Source organism: Nocardia mangyaensis, assembly GCF_001886715.1.
GTDB lineage: Bacteria > Actinomycetota > Actinomycetes > Mycobacteriales > Mycobacteriaceae > Nocardia > Nocardia mangyaensis.
The window spans coordinates 4,244,397-4,258,440 of sequence record NZ_CP018082.1 but is presented as its reverse complement, the minus strand read 5'-3'; the positions used below and the strand labels follow the sequence as shown (position 1 = coordinate 4,258,440).

At 69.5% G+C, this 14,044-nt stretch carries 13 protein-coding genes; 5 read left to right on the top strand and 8 right to left on the bottom strand.

What is annotated here, in order from left to right; all coding sequences use genetic code 11:
• The first annotated feature begins 1 nt into the window (after nt 1).
• Nucleotides 2-1,216, top strand: coding sequence for a phosphoglycerate kinase (locus BOX37_RS19300; RefSeq protein WP_071928883.1), 1,215 nt, complete (start codon nt 2-4; stop codon nt 1,214-1,216).
• A 3-nt stretch (nt 1,217-1,219) separates the two neighbouring features.
• On the top strand, nt 1,220-2,008 hold the full coding sequence (tpiA, locus tag BOX37_RS19295; RefSeq protein WP_071928882.1) for a triose-phosphate isomerase: 789 nt from the start codon (nt 1,220-1,222) through the stop codon (nt 2,006-2,008).
• A gap of 62 nt (nt 2,009-2,070) precedes the next feature.
• Here tpiA and BOX37_RS19290 read toward each other — a convergent pair whose 3' ends face one another.
• A complete protein-coding gene (locus BOX37_RS19290) occupies nt 2,071-2,856 on the bottom strand; it encodes an META domain-containing protein (RefSeq protein ID WP_071928881.1) in 786 nt (261 codons plus the stop codon).
• Between the two features lie 18 nt (nt 2,857-2,874).
• Nucleotides 2,875-3,366: an MmpS family transport accessory protein gene (locus tag BOX37_RS19285; RefSeq protein ID WP_071928880.1), complete on the bottom strand. Its 492-nt coding sequence runs from the start codon at nt 3,364-3,366 to the stop codon at nt 2,875-2,877.
• Nucleotides 3,367-3,538: 172 nt separating this feature from the next.
• Between BOX37_RS19285 and BOX37_RS19280 the strand changes: the two genes are divergently transcribed.
• On the top strand, nt 3,539-5,110 hold the full coding sequence (locus BOX37_RS19280) for an MFS transporter (RefSeq protein WP_071931663.1): 1,572 nt from the start codon (nt 3,539-3,541) through the stop codon (nt 5,108-5,110).
• A 34-nt stretch (nt 5,111-5,144) separates the two neighbouring features.
• Complete coding sequence (gene secG, locus BOX37_RS19275) at nt 5,145-5,378, top strand: preprotein translocase subunit SecG (RefSeq protein ID WP_071931662.1); 234 nt, start codon at nt 5,145-5,147, stop codon at nt 5,376-5,378.
• A 220-nt stretch (nt 5,379-5,598) separates the two neighbouring features.
• On the opposite strand, the gene BOX37_RS19270 is transcribed toward secG, so the two are convergent.
• Nucleotides 5,599-7,920: a thiamine pyrophosphate-dependent enzyme gene (locus tag BOX37_RS19270; RefSeq protein ID WP_071928879.1), complete on the bottom strand. Its 2,322-nt coding sequence runs from the start codon at nt 7,918-7,920 to the stop codon at nt 5,599-5,601.
• Between the two features lie 188 nt (nt 7,921-8,108).
• Here BOX37_RS19270 and BOX37_RS35405 point away from each other — a divergent pair, with 188 nt between their 5' ends.
• A complete protein-coding gene (locus BOX37_RS35405) occupies nt 8,109-8,741 on the top strand; it encodes an alpha/beta hydrolase fold domain-containing protein (protein WP_071928878.1) in 633 nt (210 codons plus the stop codon).
• 78 nt (nt 8,742-8,819) lie between these two features.
• Here the strand turns inward: BOX37_RS35405 and BOX37_RS19260 are convergent, their stop codons facing one another.
• From BOX37_RS19260 to tal, 5 genes are all read right to left on the bottom strand, one after another.
• Complete coding sequence (locus BOX37_RS19260; RefSeq protein ID WP_240504941.1) at nt 8,820-9,575, bottom strand: PaaI family thioesterase; 756 nt, start codon at nt 9,573-9,575, stop codon at nt 8,820-8,822.
• Between the two features lie 70 nt (nt 9,576-9,645).
• The gene (gene pgl / locus BOX37_RS19255) at nt 9,646-10,431 is read right to left on the bottom strand and encodes a 6-phosphogluconolactonase (RefSeq protein ID WP_084759849.1); all 786 of its coding nucleotides are present in this window, start codon (nt 10,429-10,431) and stop codon (nt 9,646-9,648) included.
• Complete coding sequence (opcA, locus tag BOX37_RS19250; protein WP_206045906.1) at nt 10,424-11,332, bottom strand: glucose-6-phosphate dehydrogenase assembly protein OpcA; 909 nt, start codon at nt 11,330-11,332, stop codon at nt 10,424-10,426. Before opcA ends, pgl begins: the two co-directional genes overlap by 8 nt.
• Nucleotides 11,329-12,900 (bottom strand): glucose-6-phosphate dehydrogenase, encoded by a 1,572-nt coding sequence (zwf, locus tag BOX37_RS19245; RefSeq protein WP_071928875.1) that lies wholly within the window; start codon nt 12,898-12,900, stop codon nt 11,329-11,331. The genes opcA and zwf overlap by 4 nt, the downstream gene beginning before the upstream one ends.
• Nucleotides 12,901-12,904: 4 nt before the next feature.
• Nucleotides 12,905-14,041, bottom strand: coding sequence for a transaldolase (gene tal, locus BOX37_RS19240; protein ID WP_071928874.1), 1,137 nt, complete (start codon nt 14,039-14,041; stop codon nt 12,905-12,907).
• Nucleotides 14,042-14,044 lie beyond the last annotated feature (3 nt).

The following is a 14,044-nucleotide window of genomic DNA, read 5'->3' as shown; positions in this document are numbered from 1 at the left end:
GATGACGGTCAAGACACTCCAGGATCTCCTGGCCGAGGGGGTCGAAGGTCGGGGCGTGCTCGTGCGCTCCGACCTGAACGTCCCCCTCGACGACAACGGCCAGATCACCGATCCGGGCCGCATCATCGCCTCGGTGCCGACCCTGTCCGCGCTGGTCGAGGCCGGCGCGAAGGTCGTTGTGATGGCGCACCTCGGTCGCCCCAAGGGCGAGCCGGACTCGAAGTTCTCGCTCGCCCCCGTGGCGGCGAAGCTGGCCGAGCTGCTGGGCCGCAACGTCCAGCTCGCCGGCGACGTGGTCGGCTACGACGCGCTCTCGCGTTCGGAGGGCCTCACCGACGGTGACGTACTGCTGCTCGAGAACGTGCGTTTCGACGCGCGCGAGACCAGCAAGGACGACGCCGAGCGGGCCGAGCTGGCCGCGGCCTACGTCGAACTGGTCGGCGACGACGGTGCGTTCGTCTCCGACGGCTTCGGTGTGGTCCACCGCAAGCAGGCCTCGGTCTACGACGTCGCCCAGGTGCTGCCGCACTACGCGGGCACGCTGGTCGCCGCCGAGGTCGAGGTGCTGCAGAAGCTCACCAAGGACCCGGCCCGCCCGTACGCGGTGGTGCTCGGCGGCTCGAAGGTCTCCGACAAGCTGGCCGTCATCGAGGCGTTGGCCCCCAAGGTCGACACCCTCGTGATCGGCGGCGGCATGTGTTTCACCTTCCTTGCCGCACAGGGCGTTTCGGTGGGCACCTCGCTGCTGCAGGAAGAGATGATCGACACCTGCAAGGATCTGCTCGAGCGCTACGGCGACGTGCTGCACCTGCCGGTCGACATCGTCGCGGCCGACAAGTTCGCCGCCGACGCCGAGGCGAAGACGGTCGCCTCGACCGAGATCCCCGACGGCTGGATGGGCTTGGACATCGGCCCCGAGTCGGTGTCGCGGTTCGCCGCGCTGCTGACCGAGGCCAAGACGGTGTTCTGGAACGGCCCGATGGGCGTGTTCGAGTTCGAGAAGTTCGCCGCGGGCACCCGTGGCGTCGCCGAGGCCATCGTGACCGCTACCGGCAAGGGCGCGTTCACCGTGGTCGGCGGTGGTGACTCGGCCGCGGCCGTGCGCACCCTCGGCCTGCCAGACGACGGCTTCTCGCACATCTCCACCGGCGGTGGCGCTTCCCTGGAATACCTGGAAGGCAAAGAGCTGCCCGGTATTTCGGTGCTGGAGGGCTGAGCGATGGCAGCACGCAAGCCGCTCATCGCGGGCAACTGGAAGATGAACCTCAACCACCTCGAGGCCATCGCGCTGGTGCAGAAGGTGGCGTTCGCGCTGCCGGAGAAGTACTTCGCGAAGGTCGACGTGGCGGTCATCCCCCCGTTCACCGACATCCGCAGTGTGCAGTCGCTCGTCGAAGGCGACAAGCTACTGCTCACCTACGGTGCGCAGGACGTCTCGGCACACGACTCCGGCGCCTACACCGGCGAGATCAGCGCGCCCATGCTGGCCAAGCTGGGCTGCACCTACGTGGTGGTCGGGCACTCGGAGCGTCGGCAGTACCACAACGAGGACGACGCGACCGTGCTGGCCAAGGCCAAGCAGGCGCTGAAGTACGAGATCACCCCGATCGTGTGCATCGGCGAGGGTCTCGGCGTTCGCGAGGCGGGCACGCACGTGGAGTACAACCTCGAGCAACTGCGCGGTTCGCTGAAGGGCCTGTCGGCCGAGGAGATCTCGAAGGTCGTCATCGCCTACGAGCCGGTCTGGGCGATCGGCACCGGTAAGGTCGCCTCGGCGGCCGACGCGCAGGAAGTGTGCGGCGCGATCCGGGCCGAGCTGGCCGAGCTGGCCTCCCCGGAGGTCGCCGCGGGCGTGCGCGTGCTCTACGGCGGTTCGGTCAACGCCAAGAACGTCGGCGAGCTGGTCGGCCAGACCGACGTCGACGGTGCGCTGGTCGGCGGCGCGTCGCTCAAGGGCGACGAGTTCGCCACCCTCTCGGCGATCGCCGCCGGTGGACCACTGCCCTGATCGGATAACGCAAGCGAAGGGCCGGAAACCGTGAGACGGTTTCCGGCCCTTCGCCTTTCGCTCTACTGAGCGCGCAGAACCAAGCCGTGTCCGTTGTCGTTGCGCAGGGTGAGAGTGTCGGCGTCGACCGTTGCGGTGGTGCGGCCGTCCAGGGCGGCGAGCACGTTCTGCTCGACCTCCATCACGTCGGGTGCGCACATCATCCTGGTGGTCGCGACGGCGAAGTTCACCGCGTCGCCGGGCCCGACACCCGCGGTGCCGGTGATCCGGTTGCAGCCTGCCATGCCGCTGACGGTGCCGTCCTCGCCGATGGTCAGGTTCGGACTCACCTCGTCGAGCACGGTGGAGCGGATCTGCGCGTCCGGGGTGAGCAGCGTGGTGACGATCCAGGTGGTGCCGAGCAGCGGTCGATCGGGGGTGACGATCTTCTTGTCGGTGAGGTGCACGGTGACGGTCTCCCCGGTCAGCGTCAGCCGGTCGCCGTCCAGACGCCAGGTGGGACCGGATTCCAGGAAGGAGTTCTGCCAGGCGTCGGCGCCTCCTCGGTCACCGGGACAGGCCATCAGGGTGCCCGCCAGACCGGACACGCTCAGGACGTTGCCGGTGAGGTCGACCGCGCCACTGGCGCCGTTGCAGCCCGAGTCGGCCGAGATCCGGCCGTCGGCGAAGCCGAGCGTCATCGGGCCGCCGCCGGGGATCTGGTCACCGACGACCTCGGTGGAGATGTAGGTGTGTCCCATCGGGGTGGCGGAGTCGTCGGTGGGTTCGTCATCGGACGAGCCGCAGGCCGTGGCCGCCAGGGCGGTCAGCACGAGAAGGACAGCTAGACGCAGTGGGATTGCCGACATGTAGCCGATGATACGGATCTATCCGGTGATTCCCGCGTCACCCGAGCAGCTGGCGAGCGCCATCGGGCCACTGGCCTTGTCCTGCGCGATGATCTTCCCGTTCGCGGTGATCGTGCACGTCACCTCGCCACCCGCGCTGTCCGCGCGCACGTTCAGCGAGACGAACTTGACCAGGCCGTCGAGCTCGACGTCCTTCGACCAGGGCAGCGCTACGTCGGATTCCTGGCCGAGGTCGAGGCCCTTGCCCGCGTAGGTGATCGACGCGGTACCGGTGCCGCCCGCTTCGTAGGTCACCGTCACCTCGCGCTGGGACTCCTTGTCGATCTCGTTCGCGACGACGCCGATGAACGCGACGCACCCGCCGACGATCAGGAACAGCACGAGCAGGACGGCGCCGAGGACCCAGGGCCACACCTTCTTCTGCGGCGGCGGTGGGTAGCCACCCGGCTGCGGATAACCGCCGGGTTGGGGCTGCCACTGGGCATGGTGCGGCTGGCCGGGCTGAGACATGTGCGGTTCCCTCCGATGAAACGTGTGCTCCCCCCGAGTGAATGGAGCAACTGGGCAAGATCGTTCGCGCGCCCGCCGGCGTTAACAGCCGATCGGACATCGCGCTCGCGTGGCGAGCGGGGGCGGTCGCCAGGGATATGCTCGGCGGGTGAGCAGCGTGCCCGCCGAGCGGATGTCGACCTGGGCACCCTTGCGTTCTCCGGTGTACCGGGCGCTCTGGATCGCCCAGCTGGTGTCGAACCTGGGCACGTGGATGCAGACCGTCGGCGCCCAGTGGATCCTGGTCGAGGAACCCAACGCGGCCGCGTTGGTGGCCTTCGTCCAGACCGCGCTCGCCCTGCCGGTGATGTTGCTGTCGATTCCGTCGGGGGTCCTGGCCGACCTCGTCGACCGGCGCCGCCTGCTGATCGGCGCGCAGGCGGGGATGGCGCTGGCCGCGCTGACGCTGACCGTGTTCACCGCGACCGGCCACACCACTCCGGCGGTGCTGCTGGCGCTGCTGTTCCTGCTCGGCTGCGGGCAGGCGCTCACCGCCCCCGCCTGGCAGGCGATCCAGCCGGAACTGGTGCCGCGCGACCAGATCACCTCGGCGGCGGCGCTGGGCAGCATGAGCATCAATATCGGGCGGGCGGTCGGACCCGCGATCGCGGGCGTGATCGTCTCGGTGGCCGGACCGACCGTGGTGTTCGGGTTCAACACGCTCTCGTTCATCGGGATCGTCGCGGTGCTGCTGGTCTCGAAGTGGCCCACCAAGGAACGCACGCTGCCCAGCGAACGGCCGCTCGCCGCCCTGCAAGCCGGTACCCGCTTCATTCGCGCCGCGCCCGCGATCCGGCGGGTGCTGTTCCGGGCGATCCTGTTCATCGCCCCGGCCAGCGCGGTGTGGTCGCTGCTGCCGGTGATCGCGCACTCCCGGCTCGGGCTGTCCTCCGACGGCTACGGCCTGCTGCTGGGCGCGCTGGGGCTCGGCGCCGTCTGTGGCGCCCTGGGGTTGTCGCGGTTGCGCGTGCTGTTCACCCCGACCCAGCGGCTCGCGCTGGCCGCGACCCTGTTCGGCCTCGGCGCGGTGGCCACGGCACTGGTGCCGAGTGTGCCGGTGGTGGTGGTGCTGCTCGTCGGCGCGGGCCTGGCCTGGCTGCTGGCCATGTCGACACTGAACTCGACCATGCAGCTGCTGCTGCCAGCCTGGGTGCGGGCCCGCGGGCTGTCGGTGTACATGCTGGTCTTCATGGGCGGGCAGGCCATCGGCTCGCTGCTGTGGGGTCTGGTCGCCGGCGCCTACGGCGCGGTGACGGCGCTGCTGATCGCCGCCGCGCTGCTGGCCTGCTGCGCGGTCAGCACGCTGTGGTGGCCGATCAGGCACAACGTCGAGGACATCGACCTCTCCCCGGCGGCGTTCTGGCCGGAACCGCAGCTCGTCGTCGAACCCGAGCCCGAGGACGGACCGGTGCTGGTGATGCGCGGCTACGACGTGCCACCCGAACGCGTGGCGGAGTTCACCACCGCGATGGCACTGGTCGGGCGCTCACGGCAGCGGACCGGGGCGATGGAATGGCGGCTCTACCGCGATGTCGGCACCATCGACCGGTTCGTCGAGGCGTTCGTGGTGCGGTCCTGGGCCGAGCACATGCACCAGCATCAGGTCCGGCTCACCGCGCGCGACCAGGAGATCGAGCAGACCGTCGCCGACTTCGCCGCGGGGCCGCAGACCGTGGCCCACCTGGTCGCGGTCGAGCCTGGTTAGACCGGCAGTCCGTCCACCACCTAGGATGAACGCCATGTCGCTGTTCCTCGATATCCTCCTCGTCGTCACCAGCTTGCTGCTGGTGCTGCTGGTGCTGTTGCATCGCGCCAAGGGTGGAGGCTTGTCCAGCCTGTTCGGTGGCGGCGTCCAGTCGAGCCTGTCCGGCTCGACCGTGGTCGAGAAGAACCTCACCCGGCTCACCATCTTCGTCGGCATCGTCTGGGTGATCGCCATCCTCGGCATCGGCCTGGAGATCAAGTTCGGCTGACCTCCCGAGCGCACCTACCTCGACACCAGGCGCGATCGGCCCATGTCCTCCAGCATCGGCGGCGAACTGATGGGCTGACCAACACCCACCAGATGAGCCCGGCTGCCAGGCAGCCGGACCGTATCCGCCGCGTTTCGGGCCGGACCACCCCGCGCATCCTCACTTCTCAGGTGAGCTGGACGCCACGAAACCCGGTTTCTGGCCGCCCCGCCCTCGGAGCTCAGCCGGTGATCAGTGCTGTCGCGGCGGCTTCGATATCGGCCTCGCCGAGCAGGATGGTGTCGGCTGCGGGGCCGAGCGGGACGAAACTGTCCGCGCTGGTGACGCGGGCCAGCGCGCCCCGATAGCCCTTGTCGATCAGCGCTGCGTAGACCGACTCGGAAACGCCACCGCTGCGGCGGGTCTCATCGGCGATGAGGACCCGGCCGGTGGCCTCGGCATGGGTGAGCAGATCGGCGACCGGCAGCGGATCGAGCCAGCGCAGGTCGAGCACTCTTGCGTGAACACCTTGGGCGGCAAGGTGATCGGCGGCGCGCAGGCTCATGGGGACGCCGTTGCCGAAGGTGACGATGGTGAGGTCGGCGCCGTCGCCGTATACGCGGGCGCTGCCGATCGGCGCATGCGCATCGGTAGGGGCGGCGAGCCAGGATTCGTCGCCCGGATGCAGATCCCTGGTGTGGTACAGCGCGATCGGCTCGACGAACACGCACACGCGCCCATCGACCCTGGCCGCGGACACGCAGGTCCGCAGCAATGCGGCCGCGTCGTCGGCACGGGCGGGCACGGCCACCACGACGCCTGGGATATCCCGCAGGGCCGCAAGGGAATCGTCGTTGTGGAAGTGCCCGCCAAAACCCTTCTGATACGCGAGTCCGGCGATCCGCACCACCATCGGATTGCGGTACTGCCCGTTCGAGAAGAACGACAACGTCGCCGCCTCGCCGCGGATCTGATCGGCGGCATTGTGCACATAGGCCAGATACTGGATCTCCGGAATCGGCACGAATCCGGCCAGTGCCGTGCCGAGCGCGGTCCCGAGGACGGACTGCTCGTCGAGCAGCGTGTCGAACACCCGTCGCGTGCCGAATCGCTTCCTGAGCCCCTTGGTGACCCCGTACACCCCGCCCTTGCGCCCGACGTCCTCCCCGAACACCAGTACATCGTGATCGCGGGCCAGAAGCTCGCCCAGGGTGTGGTTGATCGCCTGCGCGAGTGTCATCGGACGTAGCAAGTTCCCGGATGCGGGCGCGGAGGGGGGCGAAGCCGCGGACCAGGCATTCGGCTCGGCCGCACTCGCCGAAGGTGGCGCGCTGAAACGGTGCGCCTCGACGCGAGCTTCGTGCCCCGATCGCGCGGGCATGCCGGGCGATCGACGGCTTTCGACAGCCGACGGCTCGACGCGAACCACATCGGCACGAACGACATCGGCGCGGACGGCGTCGGGGTGTGCTGGGGCGAGGGGAGCGACGACCGCCGCCGCGGAGTCCAACCGCGCCTCACGCACCACCTTGTCGCTGGCCTCGCGTACCTGCGCACCGACCCGCTCATAGCGGGCAAGCAGTTCGGCAGCGTCGGCGGCGCCCGCCGCGATCAGACAGCGGGCCGTGCCGACCAGCGGATCCCGGGCGAGATCGGCCGCGGTCTCGGCCGGCCCGCGATAGGCCGCCTCGACATCGGAGCCCGCGTGTCCGCCGAGGCGGACCGTGCGCAGGTGCAGAAAGACCGGCACCCGCCAGGAACGGGCCAGCTGGACCGCGTCGTCGGCGGCGCCCAGGGCAGCGGGCAGGTCGCAGCCGTCCGCGGCGAGATAGGTGAGTCCAGGACGCGGGCCGTAGGCACGTTCGATCCAGTCCGGCGGGGTGGGCACGCTGATGCCGAGTCCGTTGTCCTCGCAGACGAACACGATCGGCATCGGCACGCCCTGATGGGCGGCATGCAGGGCGGCGTTGATCGCGCCGGTGGCGGTGGAGTGATTGGCCGAGGCGTCGCCGAAACTGCACACCACCACCGCATCTGCGGGCCATGGACACGAAACCCCTTGGCGAGCAGCACGATCCAGTGCGAAGGCCAAGCCGACCGCACGCGGCAGATGCGAGGCGATGGTCGAGGTCTGCGGGATGATCGAGGCCCGCGCGCTCCCGAAGACCTTGTGCCTGCCCCCGGAAATGGGATCGGCCGCCGCGGCGACCACCCCGAGCAACACGTCACGGATCGGATCGAGTCCGGGAATCTGCCTGCACCGCTGTACGAAGAACGCCCCCGACCGATAATGCAGCAACGCCGGATCGTCGACCCGCGTCGCGGCCGCCACCGCGGCATTGCCCTCGTGCCCCGACGACCCGATGCTGTAGAACCCCTGCCGCGCCGCCCCCAACCGCCGGGCCGCCAGATCGAGATGCCTACTGGTGACCTGGGATTCGAACAACTCCAGCCCGATCGCGGGTTCGATCGCATCGACGGCCCCGGACGGCGCGGCGAGCCCTGCCAGCGCGGCCCGAAAAGCCGCGTCCAGATCGAGGGAACCCCTCGCCCTCTCACCCATCGCACCCACTCCTCGCCCGCAGTCGAGTCGACGTCCGATCCGTCGGCATGCACCGCCCCCGATGCTAGTGCCACCGGTCGGCGAGCCTCTGCCGATTCAACCCCCGCTCATGACATCGAGAACGGCAGGAGGGTAGCCGGGCTGCCGCACACATCCTCGAACTGCCAGGTCGCCGGATCGACGCGCGGGTGTGTCAACCGGATCGAGCCGACGCGCCGCTGCCGCTGATCGTCGCCTTCCACGGCGGCGGTTGCCTCACCGGTACGCCCGAGCAGGACGACTGGCTGCTGAGCCACCTGGCGGCACAGTGCCCGGCGGTGGTCGCCTCGGTCGACTACCGGCTCGCCCCGGAACATCCGCTGCCCGCGGCCGTCGACGACGCCTACGACGCCACGTGGCGCCTGGTCGAGCTGGCCGGACAGTGGGGCACGCACTTCCGGCATCAACAGCCGGCCAAGCGTGCGTGGCAGGTCCGGCCGAACGTGTTCGAGCTCGGTCCGCGCCTCGGACGTGACTCCACGCTGAAACGCCGCGACTACATCGACCGGGCAGTCGTCGGCGGGTTCCCGGATGCGGTGCCACGCAGCGGCCGTCGGCGCGCGGCATTCTTCGGTGGACCCGCGTACCGCGCTGCCGGCACTCCCAAGCTCGCATTCGTCGACACCGGAGTTCTCGGCCATCTGCTGGGGCAGGGTGCGAGCCGCCTGGCAGATCCCGGTGGGGCAGCCGGAGCTGTGTTGGAGAACTTCGTGCTGATGGAGTTGGCCAGGCAACTCACCTGGAACAGCGAACGAGTTACGCTCTGGCACTCCACTCCGTGATGCGGTGGTCGGTGCCGAGGGGAGACCCCCAGCGGCAGGGGCGGGCGCACGGGGAGGTCACGGCGAGAGAAGCCGCCCTCAGCTCTGCCGGGGTGCTATCCAGAGGGCCTCGGCGAGGGCACAGAGATCGCCGTTTCGGGTGGAAAGGGCCACGCCCACTGTGTGTTTGCGGCCGTTGTGGTGGATCGGCCAGGCGTGGACGATGTAGTCCGCGTCGGCGGGGGTGGGTCGGTAGCGGGTGGTGGTGAGGGCCGCGGTGACCGCGCCGGGCGCCAGGCCGTCGAAAACCATGGCGGCGAGACCACCGGGGCAGTCCAGGGCTGACCAGACGATCTCCGGTGGCAGCTCGCCGGTGTCGTCGGCGAGGCGTGGATCCGGGGTCCACGCGGCGGCCATGATCCGGTGGTCGGGCACCGCCCAGGAGAACAGCCGGAGGCCGTGGCCGGGCTCGCAGTCCACACCGCAGCCGAAGCAGTCGGTGACCTGGCGTTTCGGGCTCGCCAGCGCGGACTCGGTGGCCATGTTCGCCACAGCCCAGGACGGGGTGGACGGTGCGGTGATGCGCAGAGTGGCCGGTGCGGCTTGCACCAGCAGGGTGTCGTCCGCGCCGATCAGGCTCGCGTGCCCGGGTTCCTCGACGGGCAGAGCGACCGGGGTGCCGACCGGAACCGCTCGGCGGAAATCGACCCGGACGGTCTCGGCGCCGGAGCGGCGAGCCAGCATTCCGGCCACATAGCCGCCGAACGCCACCTCCGGGTAGCCGTGCACGTGTTCCGGAATGGTCACTGCCTCGGTCTGGATCATGCTGCTGGACGTCCCTTCCCGCTGTCGCACGGCACCGACGATAGCGGAGCCCAGCGACAGGCGAACCAGGGAGACGGGAGCCACGGTGGCTGTGGGGCGGCTAATCCTCGTCGAGGAGGAGGTCGGTGGCGGCGGCCTCATCGATGACCCAGGTGGTGGATTCGATGCCTACCGCGCCGGCGGAGGGGACGTCGTCGGGGGCGGCGCCGTTGACGGCGGCGGCTACGGCGGCGGCCTTGGCGACGCCGCTGACCACGAGCATGACGTGGCGGGAGCGGTGGACCGCGGGCATGGTGAGGCTGACCCGGGTCGGTGGTGGCTTGGGGCAATCGTGGACGGCCACAACGTAGTCCACGGTTTCCCGGATGGCGGGGGAGTGTGGGAACAGGGAGTTGACGTGGCCTTCGGGGCCCATGCCGAGGACCGTCAGGTCGAATTCACCGCGCGCGTCGAGTTCGGTGTGGATGGTCTGCGCATAGGCGGCGGCGGCTTCCTCGGGGGAGCCGTAGGTGCCGTCCGAGGGCGCGATCGGGAACACGTGCGCCGGGTCGAGCGGGACGTGATCGAGCAGCGCCTGCCTGGCCTGCAGTTCATTGCGGTCGGGATCACCGTCGGGGACGAAACGTTCGTCACCCCAGTAGACGTAGAGCCGCGACCAGTCGATGGCGCCCGGGTCGCGCCGGACGCGCTCGAGCAGCCGGATGCCATCGCTGCCGCCGGTCAGCGACACCGAGGCGGTGCCGCGCTCGGCCTGCGCGGCGACGATCACCGAGACGAACCGTTCGGCGGCGGCGTCGGCGAGGGTGTCGGTGTCGTCGTGGACCTCGATCGTGTTCGCGGGGAACTCGGCGCCCAGGTCGTCGTGCACGTCGATGTGGTCACTCATAGGTCACCTTCTCGATTCCGGCGAGTGCCTCGGCGTAGATCTCGTCGGCGTCGAGCCGGCGCAGTTCCTCGGCGAGGCAGTCGCGAGTTTCCCGGCGCGCCAACGCGATGCGCTGGTCGGGGTCACCGGTGCGGGTCAGTGTTGCGGTTCTTCCCAGTTGCGGTCGTGCGATCGCGATCGAATCGGTGGCACGGTGGATCTCCACCCGCAGCTCGCCCGTCTTGCGGACGACCGGGCAGTGCAGCCGAGCGGCGAGCCACCCGGCCAGGGTATCGAGCGCGGGCTCGCTGGCCAGCCCCGACACGGTCACCGACTGGACCGGTTCGAACGGCGGCTCGTCGAGCGCCGCGGCCAGCAGCGCGCGCCAGTAGGTGATCCGGCTCCACGCCAGGTCGGTGTCGCCGGCGGCATAGGAATAGCGGCGCTTCTTGATGGCGGCCTGCGGATCGGGCGCGAAGGTGGCATCGGTGATCCGGCGCTTGGCCAGCTTGCCCACCGAATCCAGCGAGGGGAAATCCGGTGCGCCGCGCGGCCACCACGCCACCACGGGGGTGTCGGGCAACAGGAACGGCGTGACGACGCTGGACTCGTGGTTCACCAGCGGGCCCTGCAGGCGCAGCACGATCACCTCGGCGGCCCCTGCATCGCCACCCACGCGGATCTGGGCGTCGAGGCGGGTCTCGGCGTCGCGATCGCCGCGGGCCAGCACGATCACCCGGCAGGGGTGCTCGCGGCTGGCGTCGTTGGCGGCGTCGATCGCGTCCTCGGCCTCGGAGGAATCCAGCGTGCACACCACCAGGGTGAGCACCCGGCCCTGGGTGATCACGCCGTTGGTCTCGCGCAACTGCACCATCCGCTTGCCGACCTCGACGGTGTCGGTGTCGGGCATGTCGACGATCACGGGCGCCGCCATTCCCGCCCGCTGCGCGCGAGCATCTCCTCGGCCGAGACCGGGCCCCAGGTGCCCGCCTCGTAGGGTTCGGGTTTGCCCTGCGCGGCCCAGTGCTCGACCACGGGATCGAGGATGCGCCAGGACAATTCGACCTCCGCGTTCACCGGGAACAGCGAGGGTACGCCGAGCAGCACGTCCAGGATGAGCCGCTCGTAGGCCTCAGGGGAGGACTCGGTGAACGCCTCGCCGTAGCTGAAGTCCATGTTCACATCGCGCACCTCCATCCCCGAGCCGGGCACCTTGGAGCCGAAGCGCAAGGTGATGCCCTCGTCCGGCTGCACCCGGATGACCAGGGCGTTCTGGCCGAGTTCCTCGGTCATGGTCTGGTCGAAGGGCAGGTGCGGCGCGCGTTTGAACACCACCGCGATCTCGGTCACCCTGCGGCCCAAGCGCTTTCCGGTGCGCAGGTAGAACGGGACACCGGCCCAGCGGCGGTTCTCCACGTGCACGGTGATCGCGGCGTAGGTCTCGGTGCGCGATTGCGGATCGAAACCTTCCTCCTGGTGCAGGCCGACCACCTGCTCACTGCCCTGCCACCCCTCGGTGTACTGGCCGCGCGCGGTCGTTTCATCCAGTGGCGCAACGAGTTTGGTGGCCGAGAGGACCTTGATCTTCTCGGTGGTCAGCTGCACGGGCTCGAAGGAGGTCGGCTCCTCCATCGCGGTGAGCGCGAGCAGTTGCAGCAGGTGGTTCTGGATGACGTCACGCGCGGCGCCGATTCCGTCGTAGTACCCCGCGCGTCCGCCCAAGCCGATGTCCTCGGCCATGGTGATCTGCACGCTGTCGACGTAGTTGGCGTTCCAGATCGGCTCGAACAGCTCGTTGGCGAAGCGCAGCGCCAGGATGTTCTGCACCGTCTCCTTGCCGAGATAGTGGTCGATGCGGAAGACGGTCTCCTCCGGGAACACCCGGTTGACCAGGGCGTTGAGCTCCTTGGCGCTGGCCAGATCGTGCCCGAAGGGCTTCTCGATCACCACGCGCCGCCACGGCACGTACCCGTCGGCCCTCGCCGCGGTCGGCTTGGCGAGGTGGTGTTCGGAGAGCTGGTCGAGCACCACCGGGAACATGTTCGGCGGAATCGACAGGTAGAAGGCGTGGTTACCGCCGGTGCCGCGTTCGGCGTCGAGGTCGGCCAGGGTGCGCGCGAGCGTTTCGAACGCCGCGTCGTCGTCGAAACTGCCCTGGACGAACCGCAGGCCCTCCGCCAAATGGTCCCAGACCTCCTGGCGGAAGGACGTGCGGGCATGCTGTTTCACCGCGTCGAGCACGACCGCGGCGAAATCCTCGTCGGCGTAGTCGCGCCGGGCGAAACCGACCAGGGCGAAACCAGGGGGCAACAGCCCCTGGTTCGCCAGGTCGTAGATGGCAGGCATCAGCTTCTTGCGGGACAGATCTCCGGTGACACCGAAGATCACCAGGCTGCACGGGCCCGCGATGAAGGGGACCCGCTTGTCACGTTCGTCGCGCAGCGGGTTCTGCCACAGCCCCGCCTGATCCGTCGATGCTGTGCCTGCCATCGGGTCAGTTGCTCCCCGCCGCCGCGGTGCGCAGTTCGCCGGTGGTGGCCTCGAGCAGCTCGCCCCAGGAGGACTCGAACTTGTCGACGCCCTCGCGCTCGAGCAGCTCGAACACATCAGCCAGGTCGATACCGGCGGCCGCCAGGTCGGCGAAGACCTGGGCGGCTTCCACGGCCAGCCCGCTGAGGGTGTCGCCGCGGACCTCGCCGTGATCGGCGAAGGCCTGCAGCGTCTTCTCCGGCAGGGTGTTGACCGTGTTCGTGCCGACCAGCTCGGTGACGTAGAGGGTGTCGGGGTAGTCCGGGTTCTTCACCCCGGTCGACGCCCACAGCGGCCGCTGCCGGTTGCCGCCCTGGGAGGCCAGGTGGTTGTAGGTGGAGGTGTGCGCCCCACCGTCGAACACGTCCTGGTACTCGGCGTAGGCCAGCCGGGCGTTGGCCACGCCCGCCTTGCCGCGCAGCGCCAGTGCCTCAGGGGTGCCGATCGCTTCCAGGCGCTTGTCGATCTCGGTGTCCACCCGGGAGACGAAGAACGAAGCGACGGAATGGATCTTGGCCAGGTCGTGCCCGGCGACCTTGGCGGCGCGCAGGCCGTCGAGGTAGGCACCCATCACCGCGCGGTAGCGCGGCACCGAGAAGATCAGCGTCACGTTCACGCTGATGCCCTCCGCGATCACCGCGGTGATCGCGGGCAGGCCCGCTTCGGTGGCGGGGATCTTGATGAACAGGTTCGGCCGGTCGACGATCTTCCACAGCTCGACCGCCTGCGCGACGGTCTTGTCGGCGTCGAAGGCCAGGCGCGGGTCGACCTCGATCGACACGCGGCCGTCGACGCCACCGCTGGCCTCGAACACCGGGGCGAGCACGTCGCAGGCGGCGCGCACGTCGTCGGTGGTGATGGTGCGGATCGCGGCATCGGCGTCGGCGCCCTGCTGGGCGAGTTCCTTGACCTGCGCGTCGTAGTCGTGGCCCTGGCTCAGCGCGGCCTGGAAGATCGACGGGTTCGTGGTGACACCGACGACACCGCGGGTCGCGATCAGGTCGGCGAGATTGCCGGACTTGATGCGGTCGCGGGACAGATCGTCGAGCCACACCGAGACCCCCGCGGCCGAGAGCGCGGCGAGATTCTCGTTCTGTGCCATGGT

Excerpts from the sequence above, each read along its gene's own strand:
- BOX37_RS19300 (WP_071928883.1), top strand. The coding sequence starts at position 2 with ATGACGGTCAAGACACTCCAGGATCTCCTGGCCGAGGGGGTCGAAGGT.
- tpiA (WP_071928882.1), top strand. The coding sequence starts at position 1,220 with ATGGCAGCACGCAAGCCGCTCATCGCGGGCAACTGGAAGATGAACCTC.
- BOX37_RS19290 (WP_071928881.1), bottom strand. The coding sequence starts at position 2,856 with ATGTCGGCAATCCCACTGCGTCTAGCTGTCCTTCTCGTGCTGACCGCC.
- BOX37_RS19285 (WP_071928880.1), bottom strand. The coding sequence starts at position 3,366 with ATGTCTCAGCCCGGCCAGCCGCACCATGCCCAGTGGCAGCCCCAACCC.
- BOX37_RS19280 (WP_071931663.1), top strand. The coding sequence starts at position 3,539 with ATGTCGACCTGGGCACCCTTGCGTTCTCCGGTGTACCGGGCGCTCTGG.
- secG (WP_071931662.1), top strand. The coding sequence starts at position 5,145 with ATGTCGCTGTTCCTCGATATCCTCCTCGTCGTCACCAGCTTGCTGCTG.
- BOX37_RS19270 (WP_071928879.1), bottom strand. The coding sequence starts at position 7,920 with ATGGGTGAGAGGGCGAGGGGTTCCCTCGATCTGGACGCGGCTTTTCGG.
- pgl (WP_084759849.1), bottom strand. The coding sequence starts at position 10,431 with ATGAGTGACCACATCGACGTGCACGACGACCTGGGCGCCGAGTTCCCC.
- zwf (WP_071928875.1), bottom strand. The coding sequence starts at position 12,900 with ATGGCAGGCACAGCATCGACGGATCAGGCGGGGCTGTGGCAGAACCCG.
- tal (WP_071928874.1), bottom strand. The coding sequence starts at position 14,041 with ATGGCACAGAACGAGAATCTCGCCGCGCTCTCGGCCGCGGGGGTCTCG.